At 36.2% G+C, this 25,755-nt stretch carries 29 protein-coding genes, 1 pseudogene and 2 other annotated features (1 of these 32 only partly in view); of the genes and pseudogenes, 15 read left to right on the top strand and 15 right to left on the bottom strand.

From position 1 onward, the window contains the following. Positions 1–39 (bottom strand) — a binding site (T-box leader); it reaches 206 nt to the left of the window's first position. Positions 40–81: 42 nt separating this feature from the next. Further along, positions 82–320, bottom strand: a binding site (T-box leader). A 308-nt stretch (positions 321–628) separates the two neighbouring features. Then, the gene (gene putP / locus JFU23_RS21865) at positions 629–2,107 is read left to right on the top strand and encodes a sodium/proline symporter PutP (RefSeq protein WP_137058715.1); all 1,479 of its coding nucleotides are present in this window, start codon (positions 629–631) and stop codon (positions 2,105–2,107) included. 163 nt (positions 2,108–2,270) lie between these two features. After that, positions 2,271–2,669: an Ig-like domain-containing protein gene (locus JFU23_RS21860; RefSeq protein WP_016101541.1), complete on the top strand. Its 399-nt coding sequence runs from the start codon at positions 2,271–2,273 to the stop codon at positions 2,667–2,669. 30 nt (positions 2,670–2,699) lie between these two features. Here JFU23_RS21860 and JFU23_RS21855 read toward each other — a convergent pair. Beyond that, positions 2,700–3,095: pseudogene (locus JFU23_RS21855) on the bottom strand (PH domain-containing protein). An 87-nt stretch (positions 3,096–3,182) separates the two neighbouring features. Between JFU23_RS21855 and JFU23_RS21850 the strand changes: the two are divergent. After that, entirely contained in the window at positions 3,183–3,854 is a 672-nt protein-coding gene (locus JFU23_RS21850; protein ID WP_201032692.1) for a DUF4386 domain-containing protein, read from the top strand. On the opposite strand, the gene JFU23_RS21845 is transcribed toward JFU23_RS21850, so the two are convergent. Beyond that, positions 3,844–4,419 carry a Crp/Fnr family transcriptional regulator gene (locus JFU23_RS21845; RefSeq protein ID WP_061674952.1) on the bottom strand — a complete coding sequence of 192 codons (576 nt, stop codon included), beginning with the start codon at positions 4,417–4,419 and terminating at the stop codon, positions 3,844–3,846. The genes JFU23_RS21850 and JFU23_RS21845 overlap by 11 nt on opposite strands. 186 nt (positions 4,420–4,605) lie before the next feature. Continuing rightward, complete coding sequence (locus tag JFU23_RS21840; protein ID WP_002030492.1) at positions 4,606–5,517, bottom strand: DMT family transporter; 912 nt, start codon at positions 5,515–5,517, stop codon at positions 4,606–4,608. Positions 5,518–5,720: 203 nt separating this feature from the next. On the opposite strand from JFU23_RS21840, the gene JFU23_RS21835 reads away from it, so the two are divergent. From JFU23_RS21835 to exsF, 6 genes are all read left to right on the top strand, one after another. Beyond that, positions 5,721–6,452 carry an alpha/beta hydrolase gene (locus tag JFU23_RS21835; protein WP_002030493.1) on the top strand — a complete coding sequence of 244 codons (732 nt, stop codon included), beginning with the start codon at positions 5,721–5,723 and terminating at the stop codon, positions 6,450–6,452. Positions 6,453–6,542: 90 nt separating this feature from the next. Next, positions 6,543–7,061 (top strand): YjcG family protein, encoded by a 519-nt coding sequence (locus tag JFU23_RS21830; RefSeq protein ID WP_002011397.1) that lies wholly within the window; start codon positions 6,543–6,545, stop codon positions 7,059–7,061. A 1-nt stretch (position 7,062) separates the two neighbouring features. Next, positions 7,063–7,485 (top strand): GNAT family N-acetyltransferase, encoded by a 423-nt coding sequence (locus tag JFU23_RS21825; protein WP_002064289.1) that lies wholly within the window; start codon positions 7,063–7,065, stop codon positions 7,483–7,485. A gap of 99 nt (positions 7,486–7,584) precedes the next feature. Further along, positions 7,585–9,651 (top strand): ATP-dependent helicase, encoded by a 2,067-nt coding sequence (locus tag JFU23_RS21820; RefSeq protein WP_002140859.1) that lies wholly within the window; start codon positions 7,585–7,587, stop codon positions 9,649–9,651. Between the two features lie 143 nt (positions 9,652–9,794). Continuing rightward, positions 9,795–10,265, top strand: coding sequence for a spore coat protein CotY (gene cotY / locus JFU23_RS21815; RefSeq protein ID WP_002011392.1), 471 nt, complete (start codon positions 9,795–9,797; stop codon positions 10,263–10,265). A 167-nt stretch (positions 10,266–10,432) separates the two neighbouring features. Continuing rightward, positions 10,433–10,936, top strand: coding sequence for an exosporium protein ExsF (gene exsF / locus JFU23_RS21810; RefSeq protein WP_002011391.1), 504 nt, complete (start codon positions 10,433–10,435; stop codon positions 10,934–10,936). A gap of 76 nt (positions 10,937–11,012) precedes the next feature. On the opposite strand, the gene JFU23_RS21805 is transcribed toward exsF, so the two are convergent. Both JFU23_RS21805 and JFU23_RS21800 read right to left on the bottom strand, forming a co-directional pair. Next, entirely contained in the window at positions 11,013–11,198 is a 186-nt protein-coding gene (locus JFU23_RS21805) for a hypothetical protein (protein ID WP_033708144.1), read from the bottom strand. Positions 11,199–11,362: 164 nt separating this feature from the next. Beyond that, positions 11,363–11,722: a DUF1360 domain-containing protein gene (locus JFU23_RS21800; RefSeq protein ID WP_000899658.1), complete on the bottom strand. Its 360-nt coding sequence runs from the start codon at positions 11,720–11,722 to the stop codon at positions 11,363–11,365. A gap of 124 nt (positions 11,723–11,846) precedes the next feature. Here JFU23_RS21800 and exsY point away from each other — a divergent pair, with 124 nt between their 5' ends. Further along, a complete protein-coding gene (gene exsY / locus JFU23_RS21795; RefSeq protein ID WP_201032691.1) occupies positions 11,847–12,311 on the top strand; it encodes an exosporium assembly protein ExsY in 465 nt (154 codons plus the stop codon). Between the two features lie 48 nt (positions 12,312–12,359). Here exsY and JFU23_RS21790 read toward each other — a convergent pair whose 3' ends face one another. From JFU23_RS21790 to JFU23_RS21745, 10 genes are all read right to left on the bottom strand, one after another. After that, positions 12,360–12,884, bottom strand: a complete 525-nt coding sequence (locus tag JFU23_RS21790; RefSeq protein ID WP_201032690.1) for a CotO family spore coat protein — start codon at positions 12,882–12,884, stop codon at positions 12,360–12,362. A 147-nt stretch (positions 12,885–13,031) separates the two neighbouring features. Then, the gene (fabI, locus tag JFU23_RS21785) at positions 13,032–13,802 is read right to left on the bottom strand and encodes an enoyl-ACP reductase FabI (protein WP_002011384.1); all 771 of its coding nucleotides are present in this window, start codon (positions 13,800–13,802) and stop codon (positions 13,032–13,034) included. Between the two features lie 108 nt (positions 13,803–13,910). After that, complete coding sequence (rfbD, locus tag JFU23_RS21780) at positions 13,911–14,765, bottom strand: dTDP-4-dehydrorhamnose reductase (RefSeq protein WP_201032689.1); 855 nt, start codon at positions 14,763–14,765, stop codon at positions 13,911–13,913. An 11-nt stretch (positions 14,766–14,776) separates the two neighbouring features. Beyond that, the gene (gene rfbB / locus JFU23_RS21775; protein ID WP_201032688.1) at positions 14,777–15,748 is read right to left on the bottom strand and encodes a dTDP-glucose 4,6-dehydratase; all 972 of its coding nucleotides are present in this window, start codon (positions 15,746–15,748) and stop codon (positions 14,777–14,779) included. A 15-nt stretch (positions 15,749–15,763) separates the two neighbouring features. Beyond that, positions 15,764–16,309, bottom strand: coding sequence for a dTDP-4-dehydrorhamnose 3,5-epimerase (rfbC, locus tag JFU23_RS21770; protein WP_002011381.1), 546 nt, complete (start codon positions 16,307–16,309; stop codon positions 15,764–15,766). 8 nt (positions 16,310–16,317) lie between these two features. Continuing rightward, entirely contained in the window at positions 16,318–17,055 is a 738-nt protein-coding gene (locus JFU23_RS21765) for a sugar phosphate nucleotidyltransferase (protein ID WP_002030415.1), read from the bottom strand. A 14-nt stretch (positions 17,056–17,069) separates the two neighbouring features. Further along, a complete protein-coding gene (locus JFU23_RS21760; RefSeq protein WP_003187995.1) occupies positions 17,070–17,750 on the bottom strand; it encodes a glycosyltransferase family protein in 681 nt (226 codons plus the stop codon). An 11-nt stretch (positions 17,751–17,761) separates the two neighbouring features. Next, complete coding sequence (locus JFU23_RS21755) at positions 17,762–18,448, bottom strand: glycosyltransferase family protein (RefSeq protein WP_002140852.1); 687 nt, start codon at positions 18,446–18,448, stop codon at positions 17,762–17,764. Next, a complete protein-coding gene (locus JFU23_RS21750; RefSeq protein WP_002125965.1) occupies positions 18,445–19,134 on the bottom strand; it encodes a class I SAM-dependent methyltransferase in 690 nt (229 codons plus the stop codon). The genes JFU23_RS21755 and JFU23_RS21750 overlap by 4 nt, the downstream gene beginning before the upstream one ends. A gap of 155 nt (positions 19,135–19,289) precedes the next feature. Then, entirely contained in the window at positions 19,290–20,387 is a 1,098-nt protein-coding gene (locus JFU23_RS21745) for a tetratricopeptide repeat-containing glycosyltransferase family 2 protein (protein ID WP_002125963.1), read from the bottom strand. Positions 20,388–20,552: 165 nt separating this feature from the next. Between JFU23_RS21745 and JFU23_RS21740 the strand changes: the two genes are divergently transcribed. From JFU23_RS21740 to JFU23_RS21720, 5 genes are all read left to right on the top strand, one after another. Then, positions 20,553–21,521 carry a BclA C-terminal domain-containing protein gene (locus JFU23_RS21740; protein WP_201032687.1) on the top strand — a complete coding sequence of 323 codons (969 nt, stop codon included), beginning with the start codon at positions 20,553–20,555 and terminating at the stop codon, positions 21,519–21,521. A gap of 122 nt (positions 21,522–21,643) precedes the next feature. Beyond that, positions 21,644–22,489: a TylF/MycF family methyltransferase gene (locus JFU23_RS21735; RefSeq protein ID WP_002064272.1), complete on the top strand. Its 846-nt coding sequence runs from the start codon at positions 21,644–21,646 to the stop codon at positions 22,487–22,489. A 224-nt stretch (positions 22,490–22,713) separates the two neighbouring features. Further along, positions 22,714–23,472: a class I SAM-dependent methyltransferase gene (locus JFU23_RS21730; protein ID WP_201032686.1), complete on the top strand. Its 759-nt coding sequence runs from the start codon at positions 22,714–22,716 to the stop codon at positions 23,470–23,472. Between the two features lie 6 nt (positions 23,473–23,478). After that, positions 23,479–24,405: a glycosyltransferase family 2 protein gene (locus tag JFU23_RS21725; RefSeq protein ID WP_201032685.1), complete on the top strand. Its 927-nt coding sequence runs from the start codon at positions 23,479–23,481 to the stop codon at positions 24,403–24,405. A gap of 130 nt (positions 24,406–24,535) precedes the next feature. Next, the gene (locus tag JFU23_RS21720) at positions 24,536–25,696 is read left to right on the top strand and encodes an FtsW/RodA/SpoVE family cell cycle protein (RefSeq protein WP_002030401.1); all 1,161 of its coding nucleotides are present in this window, start codon (positions 24,536–24,538) and stop codon (positions 25,694–25,696) included. Positions 25,697–25,755 lie beyond the last annotated feature (59 nt).

The following is a 25,755-nucleotide window of genomic DNA, read 5'->3' as shown; positions in this document are numbered from 1 at the left end:
TCTCCAATATACGTACTCTTCTTACTTAAACGATTTAACATATTTAATTTTTTGTACACAAAAAGGGAGTACTCATCCTATAGAAAGGACGGGTACTCCCGTGGTGCCACCTTAATTCGTTACGAATGTAACGCACTTTGCCGTATCAAAAAATAATACGTGTCTCTTGTATCGATGAGATCATGTCGCCAAAGCCTACTTCTTTCGTTTCGGTTTGGAAGCTCCGAAGCCCATTCCACATCAATCCCATACTGATTCGCACCAACCATCAGCTCTCTGACATGTTCATCATGTGTACTCTTCTTCATCAACGCTTGCATTTTTTTAAGTTGCACTCATTATAGACCTAACTTTTTTCACAAGTCAATACTTTTTTTAAAAAAATTATTTCTCCCTTCTTTCAATATTATATTGACAAAACAACGTGTTTTTATGTAAATATAATAAATACTCTATTAAAATTAAGGTTTTTTCGTCTGAAATTTATATATTTAAAAAGTAAAACGATGTCAAAAAACGCTTACATTTCTGAAAATTCATATTTGTATATGGATTTTTCAGAATAATCATGATAGATTATAAATATGCAAAATGCATCAAAAGACATGACAAAAGGAAGGGGAACTACATGAGTACGCAGATGTTAACTTTAACTTCTATCTCTATTTACATGCTCGGGATGTTAGTAATCGGCTATTTCGCCTACAAACGAACGTCCAACTTAACAGATTATATGCTTGGCGGGCGTACACTAGGCCCCGCAGTAACAGCATTAAGTGCTGGAGCATCTGATATGAGTGGTTGGCTTTTAATGGGATTACCCGGTGCAATGTTTAGCGTTGGATTAAGTAGTAGTTGGATTGCGATCGGCCTAACACTAGGCGCATACGCAAACTGGCTTTATGTCGCTCCTCGCTTACGTACCTACTCTGAAATTGCAAACAACTCTATTACTATTCCAGAATTTTTGGAACACCGTTTCCACGACAAATCTCACATGCTACGCTTAGTATCCGGACTTGTTATTATGATTTTCTTTACTTTCTATGTAGCTTCAGGATTAGTTTCAGGCGCTGTATTATTTGAAAATTCATTTGGTATGAACTATCATGTTGGATTACTCATTGTAGCAGGCGTTGTTGTAGCTTACACATTATTTGGTGGTTTCTTAGCAGTAAGTTGGACAGACTTCGTGCAAGGAATCATTATGGTAGTTGCCCTTATTCTTGTTCCTATCGTAACAATTATGAATACAAACGGACTTGGACCTGCATTTGATACAATTCGATCTGTAGATCCAACACGTCTAGATATTTTTAAAGGTGCCTCTACTTTAGGAATGATTTCTTTATTCGCATGGGGCCTTGGTTATGTTGGACAACCTCATATCATCGTACGCTTTATGGCAATTTCGTCTGTAAAAGAAATTAAAAGCGCGCGAAGAATTGGTATGAGCTGGATGATTTTCTCTGTTGTCGGAGCTATGTTTACTGGTCTTATCGGTATTGCTTACTATTCACAACAAGGTTTGACATTATCTAACCCAGAGACAATTTTCCTTGAACTTGGAAAAATTTTATTCCATCCACTTATTACTGGATTTTTATTAGCCGCTATTTTAGCAGCTATTATGAGCACAATCTCTTCTCAGTTGCTCGTTACCTCAAGTGCAGTAACAGAAGACTTATATCGTACATTCTTTAAGCGTTCTGCTTCTGATAAAGAACTTGTATTTGTCGGTCGTATGGCTGTTCTTGGTATCGCTTTAATTGGATGTGCATTAGCGCTTAAACAAAATGATACGATTTTAGCTCTTGTTGGATATGCTTGGGCTGGATTTGGTTCTTCATTTGGACCAGCCATTTTATTAAGCTTATATTGGAAACGTATGACAAAATGGGGCGCGCTTGCTGGTATGATTTCAGGTGCAGCCACAGTAATTATTTGGACACAGTTTAAGTTCCTAAAAGATTTCTTATATGAAATGATTCCTGGTTTCGCTATTAGTTTAATAGTGATCATAATTGTTAGTTTACTAACTAAGCCTTCAAAAGAAGTTGAAGAGCAATTTGAGAATTTTGAAAAACAACATAGTCATAATCTATAAAAAGAAAGCTCTGCTGTTACGATAACAGCAGAGCTTTCTTTTAACCGCATTTCGACAATATTCTTCTCGAATTTAACAATTTCTTTATGTTTCGTTAAATTTACTATAACATTCTTCCTTTATATTATTAGTATCGACACCTATACAGAAAGGGGACTCCACAATGTTAGCATCTTTACAGCAACAACATATAAGAAAATTTTCACCTATCACAAACACTTCTACTTCTCTTTTAAACATACAACCTAATCCATCCAAAATTTCAATTGCTCCTTCTGTTATATCTGTAATTGGTATTCATATACAGAAAAATAAGCTTAAAATAAAAACCGGACAAAGTGCCGATTTATCAGCCTCCGTTTTGCCAATGCAGGCAAAGAATCAAGAGCTTATTTGGACAAATATGAACTCCGACGTCATCACCATCTATCCGAAAGGTGAGACAGTAACGATTACTGGAAAAAGTGCAGGAAGAGCAGTCGTAATTGTCACAACTGCTGAAGGAAAATTCCGCGACTTATGTATCGTTCACGTACAACCTTATATGACAAATCCAAAGTGACATAAAGAGAGTAGATATGAATCCACTCTCTTACTTTATTTCAATCCCAGGTTTTTTTCTTTTTAACAACAAAATAAATTCTTCTTTATTTCTTGGAGAAATAAGTTCTGTTTCATATGATCCTTAAACAATTTCTAATCGATCGAATGATAGTGCATAGGCGGCTAACGGATTTTTCGTGCTCGAAATTTGTTTTATATCTCGTATAAATATGCACTTTTTAACGAAACCCGATCTAATAGTAATTGTTTCTTCCCCAACAATATATTTTGTTGAAAACCAACTCCAAATAAATAGTATGGCTAAAGGAATTGTAAAAAATAAAAGAAAATATTCTCTCCCTGCAAATATGGGAGCAAAACACGCTCCAATGCCAACGAAAAAAATCGGATATAACCATACATCTTTTTTTGATGGAAATTCCACTAAACTTCCCCTCCCTTGATTTAAGTCAATGAATCTCCTCCTCTTCCCTATTACAATGAAAACAACATTAGAATAGGAGGACGTATTATGACTGAGCGAAATTTTGCCTTATTTGCAGGCACTTCTCTTCTTATCATGGCATTCACTGCATTTTTTTCTTACGGTTTTGTTCACGGAAATCTCGTTGTACCAAGTAATGCGAGCACGACACTCCATAATATTCAAACTTCAAGTTCACTTTTCAAAGCAGAAATTTTCGGATGGATTATCATTTTTATTACGGATATTATCGCCTCGTGGGCTCTTTATTTCTTTCTAAAACCTATCCATACTAGCCTCTCATTGCTAGCTGCCTGTCTTCGTCTTATGTATACAGCTATACTTGGGATTGCTCTATTCAATTTAATATTTGTATTACTTCTTTCAAAAAACATATTTGCTAATTCAGAAGCATATACAATGTTATTTCTAGAAGCTTTTGAATACATTTGGTCTGTAGGATTAATCATTTTCGGCTTACATCTTCTCACCTTAGGATACGTAACCTTTCAATCTAAAAACATACCGAAAACTATTAGTATATTACTGCTCATTGCTGCAATCGGCTATATCATCATTAACGTAATGAATACGATGTTTTCACAATATGATGCGATTATTTCCATTCTTAACGTTGTCTTTCAACTACCGATGATCGCAGGTGAACTAGGATTTAGTATATGGCTATTGCTTAGAGGTGGAAAAAACTCTACTGTTTGAGTCGTTTCTTAATTCTGCTTAATGATTCTGGCGTAATACCTAGATAACTTGCCAATTGATATTGAGGAACACGATCGATTAAATGCGGTCGTTTTTGTAATAATGATTTGTAGCGCTCTTCTGGTGTCGATGCAATAAATAATGTAAGTTCTTCTTGTACTTCACCAAAATTGTATTCAATCATTTGGCGCGTCATTTCTTCTAACTGTGAATATTTCTTATACATGTCCTTTTCACTATACAGATCGCCAACTACAACTAGACAATCTTCTAGGCACGTTAACGTATGTGGGGATAATTTATCTTGTTTATGATGATTGAAATTTGCGATTGCTTGTTCTTCTGTATAAAAATTTGATGTAACTTCTTTTCCAGATTCATCTATACAATGTTGCCTCACGCATCCTTTTAATACAAAATAACATTTAGACGGAACATCTCCTTGCCCTAGGAGCACTGTTCCTTTTTTATACTCTTCAATTTGTAATTCTTCTACGATCATGCGCTGCTGCTCTTCACTTAATGTTGTAAGATTTGTCATGTATTTCATTAAAATCTCTTTCATTTGGTCTCTCCTTCCCCTTCCCCTTCTATATTTGTATGAGAAACGTATGATGTAACTCCACTATATATTATCTTTTTTCATGCTATATGGAGGGGATTCCTCCTATTGATTTGTTTTATTTTCTGCATAGAACAAAAAAAGAGAAGTTACCAATAACTTCTCTTTTCGTATATTAGAATAGGCTCGTTATAATTCCTGTGTATAAGCCGGTTCGTTCACCACATTTTTTGCTGTTCGCTTTTGTTGCTGTAGTAAGAAAACAGATACACCAAACAATACGAGCATGCTACCGATAATTTGCATTGCGTTTAATTTTTCTCCAAGTAAGAAGAACGCTAGTATAGATGCCCCAACTGGTTCTCCTAAAATACTCATTGAAATCGTTGTTGCATTTACGTAATTTAATAACCAATTATTAATGACGTGTGACACTGTCGGTACAATCGCAAGTAAAAGAAAAATACTCCAATCCCACTTCGTATAGCCTGTAAATGGCACTTGAAGTATGACGTTATAAATCGCTATAAATATACCAGCGAAGGCAAATACAGTGAAACTATAAATCCAATGAGATACTTTCTTTACTGTCGTTTGTCCGATAAATAAATAACCGACAACTGCAATTACACTTAAAAAGGATAATATATCCCCATAAATTGCTTGCTCACTTAGCCCTAAATCTCCCCAGCCAATACACATTACGCCTAGTATCGCAATTCCCATCGTCGCAATTGCTGAATAGGTTGTTCTTTCTTTAAATAAGAAAAAACCTCCCACTAAAGATACGATCGGTTGAAGTGCTAAAATAATCGTCGAACTAGCAACTGTCGTATGCTTTAAGGATTCAAACCATAGAAGAAAATGAAGAGCTAAAAAGAAACCAGATCCAATTAAAAATCCCCAATCTTTTATTTGAATCCTACTAAACTCTTCCCGTTTTTTCCAAACGATCGGCAGCATAATAAGTACGATAATCCATAATCGATACATACTTAAAACGGAAGATGGTGCTGAGGACATCTTTGCAAAAACAGCTGCGAATGAAATTGCTATAATGGAAATTGCTAGTGGTAGTGCGATTGATCTTTCTTGTTTCAAATCCTGTCTCCCCTCTCACCTGTAAAAAATCCCACTTCATTATATCCGTTTTCTTTCACAACTTAAATACTAATTTTTTAGATTCTTCGTACCATTATGGTAAAATAGAAATTAAGGCACCTATTAGTGATTATTTCTTTCCTTTTCACTACAAGCGTTGCTCTTACAATCATTACAGTAAATTTTTATTTAGGGGGATATACATGAATCAAACAATAGGGAGAATTGAAGAAATTTCATTTTTTAGTACATCACTTCAAGAGGAGCTTACACTTCTTGTTTATTTACCAGTAAATTACACACCTCTCCATAAGCATACGGTTGTTATTGCACAAGATGGTAGAGATTATTTTCAGCTTGGTAAAGCGCACCGTGTAATTGAGCGTCTTCGTGAAACTGAAGAAATCGACCGCACAATTATTGTCGGTATTCCATATAAAAATGTACACGATCGTAAGGAAAAATATTTCCCAAATGATGTAAAGAATGCTGCTTACATTCGTTTCCTTGCTCATGAGCTTGCTCCATATATTGATGCAAATTATCCAACGTATCAAATGGGTAAAGGACGCGTTTTAATTGGAGATTCTCTCGGCGGTACAGTTTCCTTCATGACCGCACTTATGTATCCGCATACATTTGGTAAGGTCGTTATGCAATCACCATTTGTTGATGAAACAGTCATGAACTTAGCAAAAGATTTCAAAAATCCGGGGGCGCTAGATCTTTATCACGTAATTGGGACCGAAGAAACAGCTGTCAAGCGTACAGACGGACAAGTATCTGATTTCGTAGAACCGAATCGCGAGTTAAATAAACTACTTACAGATAGAAATTTCATCACGCATTATGAAGAGTTTGAAGGGAATCACACATGGAAATATTGGCAAGCAGATTTACCAAAAGCATTTTCTCATATCCTATCAATGAAATAATAGAGAGCGGTATTCAGAATAATTTGATATAATAGATAAAGAGATTTATTCTCAAAATCTAACTAGACTTGCAAAGGGAGGAATTGGAACATGAAATTAGGAATTGTAATTTTCCCATCAAAAATGATTCAAGATAAAGCGAACGGATTACGTAAACGTTATGATCCGCATTACGCATTAGTTCCGCCACATATTACATTGAAAACACCCTTTGAGACGCAAGATGAACAATTAGAATCGATTGTGAATGAGTTACATACAATCGCAAATAAAACGAACCCTTTCACCCTTCATGTTGGGAAAGTCGGTTCATTCGCACCTGTTAATAATGTTCTTTATTTTAAAGTAGAAAAAACACCTGAACTTACTTTCTTAAATGAAGAAATGCATAATGGTTTCTTTACACAAGAGCGCGAGTACTCTTTCGTACCTCATTTAACAATCGGTCAAGACTTATCAGACGCAGAGCACGCTGATGTATTAGGTCGATTACGTATGAAAGATTTCTATTATGAGCAACCAATCGATCGTTTCCACCTTCTATACCAATTAGAAAATGGAACGTGGACTGTACATGAAACATTCCACCTTGGAAAGGAGAACAACTAATTTGCACGCACAAATCGTACAAACGGACGAACAACTAAGAGATGCATTCTCTGTACGTAAGCAAGTATTTGTAAATGAGCAACGTGTTTCTGCAGAAGAAGAGTATGATGAGTTTGAAGAGATTTCAACACACGTTGTTATATATGATAATGATGTTCCAGTTGGTGCTGGTCGCTTCCGCATCGTTGATGGAATAGGAAAAATGGAGCGCATTTGCGTACTAGCTTCACATCGTAAAAAAGGCATTGGTAAAATCATTATGGATGCACTTGAAGCGTATGCGAAGGAAGAGTCTCTACCGAAATTGAAACTCCATGCTCAAACACATGCTGAATTTTTCTATAAAAAGCTAGGATACGTGACGGCTTCTGATGTGTTTATGGAAGCAAATATCCCACACGTCGTAATGATAAAAGAATTATAATTTTGTAGCAGGAGGTAGCCCCTCCTGTTTTTTACATTGCTATTTTCTTTTTCTTCCGCTAAAGTTAAATGTTGATGCTATAGTTTTGAAGGTGAATATATGACACAAGAAAAATTTTCACAAAAACCGTTAACACACGCTGGCATTCCGCAAGCGGCGTATCATATTCCGAAAACATCTACCCATTTAATTATGGAAGAAGATGCAGATGCGGCGTATTTCCGCGCTTTAGAACAGCAAGGTGTTTATTTAAATGAAAAACAGTTAGAAGCAGTGCAAACGACAGAAGGACCTGTCCTTACACTAGCTGGTGCTGGAAGTGGTAAAACATCTGTTTTAACAACTCGCGTTGGTTATTTAGTTAATGTAAAACATGTCCATCCGCGAAATATTTTACTGCTGACGTTTACACAAAAAGCAGCTGAAGAAATTCGAAGCCGTGTAGCGAATTTACCTGGTATGAATCATGCCGCAAGTAGCTATGTCGTTGCTGGTACATTCCACTCTGTCTTTTTAAAATTGCTTCGTAGTCAAGGATATAATCAGCAAATTTTAGCAAATGAAAAACATAAACAAATTATGATAAAGAAAATTTTGAAAGAATTGCGCTTAAAAGACGATTATGATGCCGAAACGATACTCGCTATGATTTCACTTGAGAAAAACAACTTGAATCGTCCGAAAGATGTAAAAGCGAAAACACCGGTTGAACAAGAGTTCAAAGAAGTATACGAACGTTTCGAAGAGGTAAAACAACGACACAATTATATCGATTTTGACGACATCTTATTAGAAATGTATTATATGTTAGAAAATAACGCTCCCCTGCTTACTCAATTACAAGAGCGTTTTCATTACATTGAAGTAGATGAGTTTCAAGATACGTCGTATGCACAATATGAAATTGTAAAATTGTTAGCCACGCCGAGAAATAATTTATTTATCGCAGGTGATGACGATCAAGCGATTTACGGCTGGCGAGGGGCAAGTCACCAAATTATTTTATCTTTTCCAAAGGAATTTGATAATACTACGATTATCGCACTTAATACGAATTATCGATCTAATCCATTTATCGTAGGACTTGGAAATGAAGTTATTAAGCTCAATCAAGAACGTTTTGATAAAGAGCTATATTCTGTTCGTAACGATGGCATACAGCCGTTTTATGCACGACCTGTGACAACTCTTGATGAAGCAAATCAAATTTTGCAACTCATTCAGGAAAAAGTAGATAGTGGTGAACGAAATTATAAAGATTTTTGTTTATTATATCGTACACATTCTGTAAGCCGTTCTTTACTTGATCAGCTTACAATTCATAAGATTCCATTTATTAAACATGGAGCGAGCCAATCGTTCTACGAACATTCTTTAATTAGGCCCGTATTAGATCACTTACGACTCGTGCTTGAACCGTTCCGCCTCGAATCACTTTCAAATATATTACCAACAATGTATATTGGCCGTGATGAGTGCATTTCATTTATTGAACGTGAACAATGGAAATATGGTGAGGGCCGTTTCCCTTCTCTTCTTCATTTTCTATTACTAAACCCAAGCTTGAAACCTTTTCAAGTTAAAAAAGTAAATGAGCGAATCGATTTTATTAAGTTTATAAAAGAACTTGAACCGAAAAAAGCATTGAAAGAAATTATTCATGGTAAAGGAAAGTATTTAGAGTACTTACAAAGTAATGATCGTTCTTCCTTTACGATGCATAAGGACATACAAGAAGAAATGTTAGAAGAATTAATGGAATCAGCAACTCGCTTTACGGATATTCCAGCTTACTTACAATTTATTAACGAGGCCATTCAAGGTCAAAAAGAAATGGAAGCATTAAAAACAATGCCGCAAAAAGATGCTGTATCGCTTATGTCAATTCATAACGCGAAAGGCCTTGAGTTTCCATGCGTCTTTTTACTCGGAGCAAGCGATGGTATATTGCCGCATACTTCTTCATTAAAAGATGCAAATGACCGTGTGACGGAGACTTCTGAAGCATTAGAAGAAGAACGACGATTACTCTATGTCGCCATTACACGCGCAAAAGAAGAACTTTACATTTCCTCCCCGCAATTTTTCAGAGGAAAGAAACTAGATATATCTCGTTTTCTATATACTGCGCAAAAAGATTTACCTGAAAAGACATCCATTAAATAATGGGTGTCTTTTTCCATATCACGATATGTACATCCCCTCTATATAAATTCCCTGTTTCTATCCTGAGAATTAACGTAATATCAACCATATCCCGTTCATATTGTAATAGTGTATGTCAGAACTCACGATAAGGAGTGAACATAATGAGCTGCAATTGTAATGAAGATCATCAACACCATGATTGTGATTTCAACTGTGTATCTAATGTCGTTCGTTTTATACATGAACTACAAGAATGTGCAACCACAACATGTGGATCTGGTTGCGAAGTTCCATTTTTAGGAGCACATAACACTGCATCAGTAGCGAATACACGTCCTTTTATTTTATACACAAAAGCTGGAACACCTTTTGAAGCATTTGCACCATCTGCAAGCCTTACTAGCTGCCAATCTCCAATTTTCCGTGTAGAGAGTATAGATGATGATGACTGTGCTGTATTGCGTGTATTAACTGTAGTTTTAGGTGATGGTACCTCTGTACCACCTGGTGACGATCCAATCTGTACATTTTTAGCTGTACCAAATGCAAGATTAGTATCAACCTCCTCTTGTATTACTGTTGATTTAAGTTGCTTCTGCGCTATTCAATGCTTACGCGATGTTTCTATATAAAACTGAATACTAATTTAAGCATGGATTGGGTGGCAGATGATTCTGCCACCCAATCCATGCTTAAAAGGTATTATTATGTATTTTTTATAAAATTGGGAACTTGTCTAGAACATAGAACCTGTCCTTTTCATTAACTAAAAGTAGAAACAGATAAAGGAGTGAAAAACATGTTCTCTTCTGATTGCGAATTTAATAACATTGATTGTGAGGCGAAACCAGCTAGTACACTACCTGCCTTCGGTTTTGCTTTCAACGCTTCTGCACCTCAGTTCGCTTCACTATTCACACCACTACTATTACCTAGCGTAAGTCCAAACCCAAATATTACTGTTCCTGTAATAAATAATACAGTAAGTGTCGGAGACGGTATTCGAATTCAAGTAGCTGGTATTTATCAAATCAGTTATACATTAACGATCAGTCTTGATAACGTTCCTACTGCACCAGAAGCTGGTCGTTTCTTCTTATCATTAGGTACACCAGCTAACATTATTCCTGGATCAGGTACAGCGGTTCGCTCTAACGTTATTGGTACTGGTGAAGTAGACGTATCCAGTGGTGTTATTCTTATTAACTTAAACCCTGGTGACTTAATTCAAATTGTACCAGTTGAACTGCTTGGAACTGTAGACATCCGTGCTGCAGCATTAACAGTTGCACAAATTAGCTAGTAAAAAGCGGTATTTCTTAATTGAAATACCGCTTTTTATTTTTACAATAAAAAACACTCACCGTAACATGAGTGTTTCATTCTTCATATTGTTTTATTGTATTCTTCTTTTTCCCACAGTTGCATCCCTTTTTTTTCACAAAGCCTTGTTGCTGTAACTGTTCTTGATATGCCTGTTGGTGTGCTTGTTGCTGTTGCTGTATGTTATACCACTGCTGTAGATCATATGAATTTTGCCTTGGATTATTGCTCACAGCAAACATCTCCTCTACTGTCAATTCTGTCTATTTACTATATGAACAACTCTTTATTTCCGTTCCCGCATCCTCTTAAACTCCGCTTTTTCTAACATCGTGAAGATTTATCCCGATTGGTGAGGGCTGATAATTAGCGGGGGATGCCCCACACTGATTAAATTTTCACTTTATTATTCTCCCATAAAATATCCTGTAATTGTTTCAATGATCGCTGCTGCACCTGCAATGGCTAATAATGCTAGTACAGGCTCTGCAACAATAGGAATCCATTTATATAAAACTAATAAAAAAGCACTAACCCACACACCTGTACACCAATAGCAGCTTAATAATTCTCCAATCCACTTTCTTAATCCTTTCCCTTTCACCTTTGTAAAAGTCGATACACTTCCATCAGGCTCTGTAATCTCTAACTCATCAATAAACGGTCTTCGCAAAAAAGCTGTAATTTTATCATAAACAATAAGACGAGTTAACCTAAATGCAGCTAGCGCAAAAATAAAAAATAAAAGCCAGCTTGTAAATAACATAATTCCACCTTCCCTATCCTCTTTAGCCTATTTAAAAAAAAAGGTCTTAAGATTGTGACCAAATCTCCCCCACTCCAATATCTTATTAATGTAAATACAAACAAGAAGATAAGGAGTGACATTAATGAGTTGTAACGAAAATAAACACCATAGCTCTTCTCACTGCGTAGTTGACGTCGTAAAATTCATCAATGAACTACAAGATTGCTCTAGTTCAACATGCGGTTCTGGTTGTGAAATTCCATTTTTAGGAGCACACAATACTGCAGCAGTAGCAAATACACGCCCTTTTATTTTATACACAAAAGCTGGAACGCCATTTGAAGCATTTGCACCATCTTCAAGCCTTACTAGCTGCCAATCTCCAATTTTCCGTGTAGAAAGCGTAGATGACGATAGCTGTGCTGTCCTACGTGTGTTAACTGTAGTATTAGGTGATGGGTCTCCTGTACCACCTGCTGACGATCCAATTTGTACGTTTTTAGCTATACCAAATGCAAGATTAATCTCGACATCTACTTGCATTACTGTTGATTTAAGCTGCTTCTGTGCTATTCAGTGCTTACGCGACGTTTCTATAGTTAAGTAAACTAAAAAACTATTGGGGTGGTAGAAGCTTTCTACCACCTTTACATATTTAAAAGCCGGCCATATCAATCGATTTGATGTCTTCTATAGATAATCGAATATCTCTCATACTATTTGGTGGCATAATGGATACAATGCCATTACGGTAAGATATAATCGATCCTATATATGAGACGGTCGTCGTTCTTATTCTACATCTTACTTTCGGAATGTAATGAGGACGATTTAATAAAAAATGAATTTTTTCTTCATTATTCATATCCTTAAAGGATTTATTGTAAGGGACCGTTCTCACTTGCTCTTGCTCTTCCTCTACTTTTTCTTCCACCTCCACTTGAGGCTCCTCTCGTGGTTCTTGTTTCTCTTGTTCTACCACTTCTTCCACAGCACTACTTACAATACTTTCATTTCTATTACTTTGCTCTTTTTGATCCTCATCTTCGAAATTCGTTAAAATAATTCTTTTTATTTTCGGTGCAGCGAGTTCTAAATTTACTTGTGCAATATATAACAACGGTTTTCCAACTGTTGAACTTTTATTTTTATTCTTCACACTCGTCCCTCCCACTTCCATACGTAGCTGGATAAATCGTGTACTATTATAGTTATATTCATAACGTGGCTAGAACTTTCGTTAAAAATCGTTCTTTCTGGGAACAATTAAAAAGGACAGTCTCAACGTTTAGAGACTGTCCTTTTTAAACTTTAATTCCTATTATATTTATCCTAAAATATGATATCCTGAATCAACATGAATGTTTTCACCTGTTACTCCGCGTGCTAAATCACTGAATAAGAATACTGCTGTATCTCCAACTTCTTCTGGAGTCGTCGCACGACGAAGTGGTGCGCGCTCCTCAATTTCTTTTAAGATTGAGTTAAAGTCGCCTACACCTTTCGCAGATAACGTACGAATTGGTCCTGCAGAAATAGCGTTAACGCGAATACCATGTTGTCCTAAATCGTTCGCTAAATATTTCACGCTTGCTTCTAATGAAGCTTTCGCAACACCCATAACGTTATAGTTTTTCACAACGCGCTCACCGCCAAGGTATGTTAAAGTTAAAATATTTCCGCCTTCTGTCATCACTTTCTTCGCTTCTCTTGCTACAGCTGTTAAAGAGAATGCACTAATATTTTGTGCAAGTAAAAATCCATCGCGAGAAGTATCTACAAATTCGCCTTTTAAATCATCACGATTTGCAAAAGCAATACAGTGTGCAACACCGTGAATTGTACCAACTTCTTGCTTAATAGTTTCAAAGCAAGCTGTAAGTTCTTCATCATTCGTTACATCACAAGGTAATACAAGTGATTCTTGTCCTTCTAATGTTTCCGCTAGTTCACGAACATTTCTTTCTAAACGCTCTCCTGCATATGTGAATATTAATTTTGCACCTGCATTATGCAAAGAGCGAGCAATTCCCCATGCAATACTTCTTTGGTTCGCAACGCCCATAACAACAAATGTTTTCCCTTGTAATAGTTCCATGATATATCCTCCCAGAAATACTTATACTTGTTATTAGTACCTGATACTATAATTATAGTACCATAAAACCTCTTAAAGGCAAACAAAAAAGTCACTAACATAAATTTGTTAATGACTTTTTGTTTCTATAAAAAACCTTTCTAATCCTTCTTCCCAAGTAGGCATTTGTAAAAAACCATTTAATTGTAGCATTTTATGCTGAAAGATCGAATATTTCGGTCTCACTGCCGCCGATCCAAATTCCTCAGTCGACACAGGTAACACATTCACTCTTATTTTTGTATGCGAAAATATTTTTTGAGCAAATTCAAACCAAGAACATGAACCGCGATTTGATACGTGATACGTACCGTATAAGGATGTATGAATGAGCTTATTAATCACAGTAATTAAATCCGCCACGTACGTAGGAGAACCAACTTGATCAGCTACAACAGATATGTTTTCTCTCTCTTTTCCTAATCGTAGCATCGTTTTCACAAAATTATTTCCATACTTACCATACAACCACGATGTACGAACTATAAAATATTTATTATGTAACTCTTTTATGAACTGCTCTCCTGCAAATTTAGAAGCTCCATATATATTTATCGGTGCTGGATTATGAAATTCATGATAGCCATCCGGTTTGTCACCTGGAAATACATAATCGGTACTGACATACACTAACTTAGCCCCTACTAATTGTGAAGCAACCGCTACATTTCGAGCTCCAATCGCATTTATTAAGTAAGCAAGATCCTGTTCTTTCTCAGCACCATCTACCTTCGTATACGCTGCACAATGAACAATTGTATGTGGCTTTATTTCTTGTACCACTTGCTTAATTCGGGATATATTTGTTACATCTAATAACTTTTTATCAAATGGATATATGTCATATTCCTCAGAATTCAACTCTTCTTGTAGTTGCTTCCCTAGCTGACCGTTCGCTCCCGTTATGATAATCCGTTCTTTCATCTACATGCCCCTTACTTTTCTTTTAGTGGTTTCCACCATTCCACATTGTTTTTATACCATTCCACCGTTTCTTTTAATCCTTGTTCGAACGTATACTTCGGTTCCCATTCAAACTCATTCTTCATTTTTTGTGCATCAATCGCATAGCGACGGTCGTGACCTAAACGGTCTGTTACAAATTCAATATCTTTTTTCGTTTTTCCTAAAAGTTTTATAATTTGTTCCACAACATCTACATTTGTTTTTTCGTTATTTCCGCCGATATTATACACCTCTCCTACACATCCCTTATGCAAAACGGTGTCAATTGCACTACAATGATCCGTTACATGCAGCCAATCCCTTACATTCAATCCATCACCATATAATGGTAGTTTCTTTCCTTCAAGAGCATTCGTAACCATTAACGGAATTAATTTCTCAGGATATTGGTACGGTCCGTAGTTATTAGAACAACGCGTTATAATAACCGGTAATTGATACGTTTCATAATAAGATAAGGCTATCATGTCGCTACTCGCTTTACTTGAAGAATATGGGCTATTAGGAGCTAGCGGGGTTTCCTCGGTAAACTTTCCTGTTTTCCCTAAAGAACCGTATACTTCATCTGTTGATACTTGCACGAGTTTAATATGTGAATATTTTTTCACTAACTCCAACAGCGTGACTGTACCTATTACATTCGTATCATAAAAAGGAATTGGGTTTTCAATACTACGATCCACATGTGATTCAGCTGCGAAATTTACAATTACTTGCACGTCACATACCTTAACAACATGTTCCAGCAGCTCTCCATTTTGGATTTTCCCTTTTACAAATGAGTAGTTAGGATTTTCTTGAATAGACTTTACATTATTTAAATTCCCGCTATATGTTAATGCATCGTAATTAATGATTTTATATGTTTCATAGTTTTTTAACATATAGTGAATGAAATTACTTCCAATAAATCCAGCTCCACCTGTAACTAATATATTCATAAACAACTCTCCTACTTAAAAACTATCTTCATATTCCTGAAGTAATGGTAATATTCGATCCTTATCGGACAAGATAGGATTTGTTACCGGCCATGGAATTGATAATTCTTTATCTTCCCAAAGCAAACCGGAATCGTGATCAGCACTATAATACTCATCTACTTTATACATAACAATTGTATGAGGTACAAGTGTACAAAAACCATGAGCAAATCCTTTCGGCACTAATAATTGCCTATGATTATCCGCACTTAAAATATAACCTCTCCACTTTTTAAATGTAGGTGAATCTTTTCGCAAATCAACGATAACATCATATATTGCACCTTGCATAACTTGAATGAGTTTCGTTTGTGCTTTCGGATTTTTTTGAAAGTGTAGCCCTCGAATCGTCCCCGAATGCGCTGAATAAGATACGTTATCTTGCAGAAATGAATGCGTAATCCCTAACGATTCTAGCATCTTCTTATTATAACTTTCAGTAAAAAAACCTCGCTCGTCTTCAAACAATCTCGGTTCTAACAATTTCGCATCGGTAAAATTTGTTTCTACAACTTTCATATTTTCACCTATTCTCCATTAAACTGTTTCCCAAAGTTTATATCCCGCGCTAACGTATTCGCTCTTTGAAGAGAAGCATGCGTTCCCGCATCAGTCCACCAGCCGCTCATTTCATTATAAGTAAGTACTCCTCGTTTTAAATACCAATTATTTATATCTGTAATTTCAAGTTCCCCTCTTGCGGAAGGTTTTAATTCTTTTATATAAGAAAAGACTTTCGAATCATACAAATAAATTCCCGTAACAGCATAAGAACTTTTCGGCTCATTCGGCTTTTCTTCAATTCCAATTATTTTTCGGCCTTGAATATGCGCTACACCAAATCGCTCGGGATCTTCTACAGATTGAAGCAGCACTTTAGCCCCTTCTTTTTGACTTGTAAACTCTTCAACATACGGGCAAATATCATCTGAAAAGATATTATCTCCTAATATAACTACCATCCGATCATTTCCTACGAAATCTTCACAAAGTCCTAGTGCCTGCGCAATCCCACCCGCCTTATCTTGCACACGATACGTAAAGGATACACCAAACTCTTGACCACTTCCTAGAAAGCTCACAACATCTCCCATATGCTCTTTACCGGTAATAATCATAATATCTGTAATTTCACATCGCTTCAGCTTATATACCGCATGATAAATCATCGGATACCGCCCAACGGGAAGTAAATGTTTATTCGTTACTTTCGTTATTGGATATAATCTCGATCCTGTCCCGCCTGCTAAAATAATCCCTTTCATCCTTCATCTCTCCCTTATGATGGAGATAGCACCTCTTTATAATGTTCCACAAAAATTTCCCGGTATTTCTCATATGTATCCGCATCAAACTCATCTCCGTTGTAATGAATACACCATAGATTTGCTTGATTAGGGATACCAATTAAATATCCAGCCTTTTGAAATTCTAAAGACTGTGACACATCATAGAAATGAAATCCTTGAAACAAATCCTCTCGCCACGGAATATCATACTGCGTTGCCATGAGTAAACCATCGATTGCTTGCACTGACATAAAAGATCTATTTCCATAAAACCCCAGATCTAAATTTAATAATTGATAATTCTGTCTTCTGTACTCAATCACTTTCCCTACTAAATTTTTCCCTTCCCACCATATCCCGTTACTCGGTAAAAACTGAGCACCAGCTACTCCAATTAAACCAAGCTTTTCATTTTCTTTAAAAAGAGAAATGAGGGTACAAAACATATCACGATTAATAAGGTAAGTATCTTGATGTATATATACTTTATATTTCGCCGGATATGAAAGTGCTCGATTGTACGCACTTGCCATACTTTTCGCATCTCGTATCGGAAAAATTTGCACTACATAGCCAGGGGGAACAACAATGTTTCTTATTTGCCTTTCGCATTGCTCGAAAAGCTCTTCATTATTTACACAAACAACAACTAATATTGTATGATCTTTCATTTTGTAGCCCTCTATTCTTCCTTATTCACATCTGACATATAGTTCTCTACAAATACTTTTCTATACTTTTCATAGTTCGTCATATTTACATCGAAATGATAATGAATACACCAAGCATCACGCTGCACAGGGACACCGACTGTATACCCAGCTTTTTTAAATTCAAAAGATTGGGATACATCATAAAAATCAAACCCATCAAATAAGTCCTCTCGCCACGGAATATCATATTGTGTCGCCATCAATAAACCGTCAATACATTCCACAGGAATAAATGTTTTCGATTCATGAAATGGTTGCTCTAAACTTGCCATATAAAACAAATCGTTCATATAACCAATGACTTTCCCGACAATCCCACGCCCTTCGTTCCATACACCATTTGGAGGAACATATTGGGATCCAACCATCCCAATCATCCCAAGATGTTCATGCTCCTCAAATAATTGAATTAATCCGTATAGAAAGGCTCCATTTATAATAAAGACATCTTGGTGTAAATACACTTTATACTTCGCTGGATGTGAAATGGCTTGATTGTATCCGCTCGTCATACTTTTTGCATTTCGAATCGGCATAAATTGTATAGTATACCCAGGAGGTACTGCCAATTTCAATATATGTCGCGCACATTGTGCATACAATTTCCGATCATTTATACATGTAACAAATAGTATTGTTTTTTCTGCAGCACTCATAATTGTGATTTTTCTGCTTCAATAATATATTGAAATACAACTGTCTCAGCCATGAAGCCACTTCCAAGACGATACTTTTTACAAATTCCATATAACTCTTCAATAAGTGGCTCATATATTTTATGATCAACATATACACGATCTACTTTACTAATAGAATATCCTGCTTTTAAAAACATTCTTAGCATTTCATTAAAAGTAAAGAAACGAATATGCGTTTTATCTAATAATCCATATTCTGTATACGTCCAATTTCCAGCGAGTAAGGGAGCTAATACTGAAATGTGCGCAACGTTTGGTATGCTAGCTAAAATCACACCATTTTCTTTTATATATGGCTTTACTTTCTTTATAACAGCCCACGGATCAAATAAATGCTCTAATACATCCCCGAATATGACACAATCAAATTGTTCCTTCTCATAAGGAAGATCCATTGTTTCTATATCACCTAAAATAACATGATCTAGTTTTTCTTTCGCTTTTTCGGCAGCCTCTGGGAACGCCTCAATTCCTGATACACGTGCTCCATTTTCTTTTATAGCCGCTCCTAATGCACCGCTCGAGCAACCAATATCAAGAACTTCTTGCCATTCCTTTTTTATATGCTTGAATAAATTAGGGTTTATCGCATTATAATAATGTTCAGATTTTTCTTCGTATAAAGAACTTTTCTCCCGATTCATTTCACACACTCCTTATGCAAATTGAATTTGAAATATAAACAAAAGATATTCTACAAAGGATGCCATCTCTATTGGTTGCATTACCGATAATCTAATATATAGCCATTCTACTATCATTAGAATAGCGACAAGTCATTTCCTAAAAATAGAACAAATTACATTTTATATTGTTTATCATAGATGCCTCTAAAATATTTACGGTTATATTCAATCGCAGCATTATTCGGAACATAAGAAGCTGCCAATTCATTATAATAATAAGCTTTATCTTGATCTCCTAATCTGCTATAACAAATACACATTTGTAAATATGGAATCCACGTATAACTAGCCGGACTGTGAAAAGGACTATCCTCTGCTAGCGGCACTTCAGTTGCTAGCTTAAACCAAAATATCGCTTCATTATACTTTTGTTGTTCCATATATATATATCCTATTCTTGTACAATTCTCTCCTCTAGGAATACCATAACGAAACGACTTCGTACAAGTTTCAACTGCCTTCTCCCAGTCTCCTAACTTCGCATAACAATCTCCTAACTTACCACATGCATAAATTTTCTCTTCATGCCATCCTTCCTCTTGATTAAGAAATGTTTCATACAGAAGAACCGCATCGTCGTATTTTTGATTATCCATAGATTCATTACCGTAATAAAATAAATCTCTCGGGCTTAATTCTTCTCCGGCTGCTACAGCATTTTGAAAAATTTTCAAATTACGATTCGTTATTTCTTTTTCTTTCTTATGTGTAATGGCGACATTACTATTGTAAATCTCACCAGAAACAGCTAAATACTCATGCACCTTTCCAAACCATTGAAATTGTTTTTCACGCTTTACAAGTCGGTATCTTCTTGTGCAATATAAAGGTTTCCCATTAGAATCCATTACAAGATAATAAGGCATAGAAACAGCGTCAACTTTACCATCTAACTCTCGTTTTAATGTTTTCAGTGATTCTTGAGCTTCCTCTAATAACACATCATCAGCATCTAACCATAATATATATTCTTGCGTTGCTTTTGAAAACGCAAAATTTCTAGCTGCCGCAAAATCATCAACCCACGGAAAATCGTGTATGTTAGAAGTGTATTTTGCTACAATTTCCTTCGTTCGATCAGTGGATCCTGTATCAACTACAATAATTTCATCAACAATTTTTTCTACCGCGTCCAAACATCGATCTATTGTATTTTCCTCATCGCGAACAATCATACATAGACTAATTGTAATTCCTTGCTTGTTCAACATAATCACCCTCTTCCAACTCAATCATATGTTATACATACAATAAACTTTCCATTTTTTTAACTTGTTCAAGCTATTTAAGATTTCTTTTTAATAATTCAAATGTCCGTGTCATTTTCTTGCGATTTTGCATCTACTATATAATGAAAGCTTTATGGAGGTGAATTTATGTCAAATAATAATTATTCAGATGGCTTAAATCCTGATGAATTCTTATCAGCTAGTGCATTTGATCCTAATCTTGTAGGTCCAACTTTACCACCAATACCACCGTTTACACTTCCAACCGGGCCAACTGGGCCTACTGGGCCTACTGGACCGACTGGACCTACCGTACCTACTGGGCCTACTGGGCCTACTGGGCCTACTGGACCGACTGGACCTACTGGACCGACTGGACCTACTGGGCCTACTGGGCCTACTGGGCCTACTGGGCCTACTGGGCCTACTGGGCCTACTGGGCCTACTGGGCCTACTGGGCCTACTGGGCCTACTGGGCCTACTGGGCCTACTGGGCCTACTGGGCCTACTGGGCCTACTGGGCCGACTGGAGACACTGGTACAACTGGCGCGACTGGACCGACTGGAGACACTGGCGCAACTGGACCTACTGGGCCTACTGGGCCTACTGGAGACACTGGCGCAACTGGACCTACTGGGCCTACTGGAGACACTGGTGCCACTGGTGCCACTGGACCGACTGGACCGACTGGACCGACTGGGCCATCTGGATTAGGACTTCCAGCAGGATTGTACGCATTTAACTCTGCTACAATTAGCGTAGCTCTTGGAATTAATGAGCCAGTACCATTTAATACTGTTGGATCTCAGTTTGGTACAGCAATTTCTCAATTAGATGCCGATACTTTCATCATAAGTGAAACTGGATTCTACAAAATTACTGTTATCGCATATACTGCATTAGTAAGTGTATTAGGTAGCCTTGCAATTCAAGTTAACGGTGTCAATGTACCAGGTGCCGGAACAAGTTTAATCTCACTTGGAGCACCTCTCGTTATCCAAGCGATTACACAAATTACAATAACTCCATCAATGGTTGAAGCAGTTGTTACAGGACTTGGCTTATCGCTAGCTCTTGGTACTAGTGCATCAATTATTATTGAAAAAATTGCTTAATTTTTTACTTAGCAGTAAAACTGATATCAGTTTTACTGCTTTTTCAATTATGAATTCAATCATGAAACCTTCACTACCTACATAATCATATTGTTGTATGACATTTCGCAGGAGGCATCTATATGGAAAATAAATCTGCTGTCCAGCTTTATCTCGAGTTGTTAAAGAAAACAATTCTGTTTGAAATATGGCTAGAGTATGAGCCATATTTACCTGCTTCGTTACATATATCTAAGGAACTTCCATACGAACCCGTTACAGTTCCACTCCCTTTATTTATTAAACAATATGCAGAAAATCATAATTTAAAAATTATTAAACCTAACGTTTTAAAAAGCGAACGTCAAGACGGAATGGATTGGCCAAGAGCAGCACACAGTATGATCGGCCGGGAACGCATGAATCAATTACATGAAGCATTAGAAACAGTTGTCCGTGAAAATATAGAAGGTGATTTTATTGAAACAGGTGTGTGGCGCGGGGGATCGTGCATTTTTATGAATGGTTTTTTACAAGCAAACAACATTACTGATCGCAATGTATGGGTTGCCGATTCATTTGAGGGCCTCCCAACACCAAATATAGAACAATACCCGAGAGATTTCGGCGATTACTTACACAGCTTTGATTATTTACGTGTTTCTTTAGAACAAGTACAAGAAAACTTTAGAAAATACGATTTATTAAATGACCAGGTAAAGTTTTTAAAAGGTTGGTTTAAAGATACTTTACCCTCAGCACCGATAGAAAAAATTGCGATTGCTCGCCTTGACGGTGATATGTATGAATCAACGATGGATGGTCTCGTAAACTTATACGATAAAGTTTCTAAGGGCGGCTATATAATTATCGATGATTACGGACTACCACCATGCGCTGAGGCTGTGACAGACTTTAGAAATCAAAGAAACTTAAAAGCTCCTATTACTAAAATTGATGTATTCGGGGTTTATTGGCGAAAAGAATAGGGCGAAACTTTATTCAGTTAAGGTTTCTCCATCTCACACTAATTATTGGCCTTCGCCAATAGCATGATAAATAAAAACAAAGGCTCCCATTACTATTTCCAGTTGTTCTAGGGAGCTTTTTACATATCGCAACAGTTCTAATATCGTTTCCCCTCCCACTATAAAATGGTAGCTGCATATTAAAAATGTTGGTTCCCTGTTTACTACAAGGAAGGAGTGAAATTATGAGCGAGCTTGAAAAAAAAATCGCATTAATCCCACCTCCCGAACTCGTCCAATATGTAGGGGGCGACTTTCAAAAGGTTGGAAAAGAATTCATAAAGTATTTTATTCAAATTGGTAGTTTAAAATCCAATGAAACAGTGTTAGATGTAGGTTGTGGTGTCGGCCGAATGGCGGTCCCATTAATGAATTACTTAAGTGATGATGGAGCTTATTATGGATTTGACTTATTTAAAGATGGCATTACATGGTGCAAAAATAATATTTCAGCTGCCCGTAGCAATTTCCATTTTGAACACGTTGATATATATAATCAATTCTACAACCCAGAAGGAAAAGAAGATGCTTCTCAATACAAATTTCCATATGAAGACGATTCATTCGATTTTATTTTTTTAACTTCTGTATTTACCCATCTCCTTCCGAAAGAATTAGAACATTACGTATCTGAGATTGTACGTGTTCTAAAAAAAGATGGGAGATGTTTTATTACCTTCTTTCTCATTAACCCTGAATCATCCTATTACTTAAATTCTGGGCTAAGTACATTAGGTTTTTATCATCAAATTGAAAATTGTTACGTTGTGAATAAAGATATTCCTAATTTCGCAGTTGCCTATCCTGAAGAAGATATCCGCACCTTATTAAATAAACATGGCTTAGAGGTAATTAATAAACCGCATTATGGTTTATGGTGCGGCAGAAATGAGTATACAAGTTATCAAGATATCGTTCTTACAAAAAAAGTTTCTGAAAGGTAGTTTCGTATGAATAATAAAAAAAAGTCACCTCTCGTTTCCATCCTTATTCCCACTTATAATCGACCACATTATTTCAAAATTGCTCTAGAAAGTGCATTAGCACAAACTTATCCAAACATTGAAATTATTATAGGAGACGATAGTACAGATGATGAAACAGAAATCTTAATAAATGAACAGTATTTACCTAATTATAAAAACATAACATACATTCGAAATACCACTACTTTAGGACAATTTCATAACGATCTTATGCTCTTAGAGAAATCTAATGGGGAGTATATAAATTTTTTAATGGACGATGATGTGTTTTATAATCATAAAATACAAAAAATGATGGCTTATTTTGAGCAAGACACAAATAAAAATCTCGCTCTTATAACTTCTTATCGAGTACGTATTGATGATCACGGGAATTTAATTGGAGATGCTCATCCAACACAAAGATTATATAGCGAAGACATTCAATTAAACGGAATATTTTTAGGCGACTGGATGTTAAAAGGTGGACATAACATTATCGGTGAGCCTACAACTATTCTGTTTAGAAAACAGTTACTCACTGAACCTTTCGGCACGCTAAAAGGAAGGCACTATTCTTGTAGTGTCGATATGGCATCATGGATTTCCTTACTTTCTAAAGGAGACGCAGTATACATATCCGAACCTTTAAGCCAATTTCGCTACCATACTGGGCAACAAATACACAGCAAGCTCCTTGAAGGATCTGAGGATTTTACGCACCTCGTTATAACTTCAAAAGAATACGGATTTTTACAAGATAATACAGATTATAGACTAGGTCTAATTAGCGCTTATAAATGGTGTAAAAATTCCTTAGAATATTATAGCCAGCTACCAAACCTCATTCCAGATGCACATGTACGTCTTTCCCATTGTTTGGACATAATTATAAAAGAGCTACATCATTAGTCTATTCTGCGAAAATAAAATGTGTGAGCTTTACGTGAATAATGCGTATAGTTCATACATTCTTTTTAAACTATGTGATGCACCAACTAAAACCCACTAATATAGAGAGCAGTAGAAAGGAATTCATACAGTGAAAGATCCGAACACTCAATATCAAATAGACTACATATTAATATTCATTTTATTTGCCATTGGGATTGTTAGCTGCTTTGCTATCGCAAGTGCACAAGCTTCTTTACCACCATTTTTACAAAACGTAAATTTTGTATTAAAACAAATCCAATGGTATGCCATTGGATTTATCGCCATTGGTGTTATTATGGTTATTGATTTCGATCGATATAAACAAATTGCTTGGTATTTATATAGCTTTGCACTCATACTTCTAATTGGCCTAGAACTTCAAGTTCCTGGCGCCGTTACAATTAAAGGGGCTACCGCATGGTACAGACTTCCAGGCATCGGAAACTTTCAGCCTTCTGAAATCATGAAATTATTTTTGATTATCGTCGTTGGACGAATTATAGCGAATCATAATGAAAAATACCTTTTTCGGACAACTCGTGAAGATTTCATTTTACTTTTAAAAATATTTGCAGCTAGTTTACCTCCACTACTTCTAATCGCAAAAGAACCTGATTTAGGAAACACAATGGTCATTTCAGCGATGCTTGCAACAATGGTTTTAGTTTCTGGTATACGTTGGCGCTTTATCCTCGGATTAACCTCCGGTATTTTCGCCATAGGCTCTACCTTAACATATATTTATTTCACGCATACAGAGTTCTTTAAAGAGCACATTCTAAAAGAATATCAATTAAATCGCTTCTATGGTTGGCTTGCACCTTATGAATATGACGCACAAGGATATCAATTAAGACAAGCATTTTTAGCTACTGGATCAGGAGAGATGCAAGGAAAAGGATGGGAAAATAGACAAGTATATTTTCCAGAGCCACATACAGATTTTATTTTTACAAATATCGCTGAACAATTCGGTTTTTTAGGAGCAAGTGTTATTATTTCATTTTTTTTCTTACTCATTTACCGAATGATCCATATCGCTTTAGAAAGCAATGAACCTTTCGGTAGTTATATTTGCGCTGGTACAATTGGAATGTTTACGTTCCAAGTATTCCAAAATATTGGGATGACAATTGGTTTACTCCCTATTACAGGAATAACGTTACCGCTTATGAGCTACGGCGGGAGTTCACTGCTCACATATATGGTTGCTATTGGATTTATTTTAAACGTACGCTCAAGAACTAAAATCTTTATGTTTAAATGAACCATATCGAAAAACGGTATGGTTTTTTTCTATGTCCATTTTAGATATACTAATGAAAA

This window comes from Bacillus sp. TH50 (assembly GCF_016650565.1).
Classification (GTDB): Bacteria; Bacillota; Bacilli; order Bacillales; family Bacillaceae_G; genus Bacillus_A; species Bacillus_A mycoides.
The sequence above is the reverse complement of the archived record's forward strand: the minus strand, read 5'-3'. Positions and strand labels throughout refer to the sequence as shown.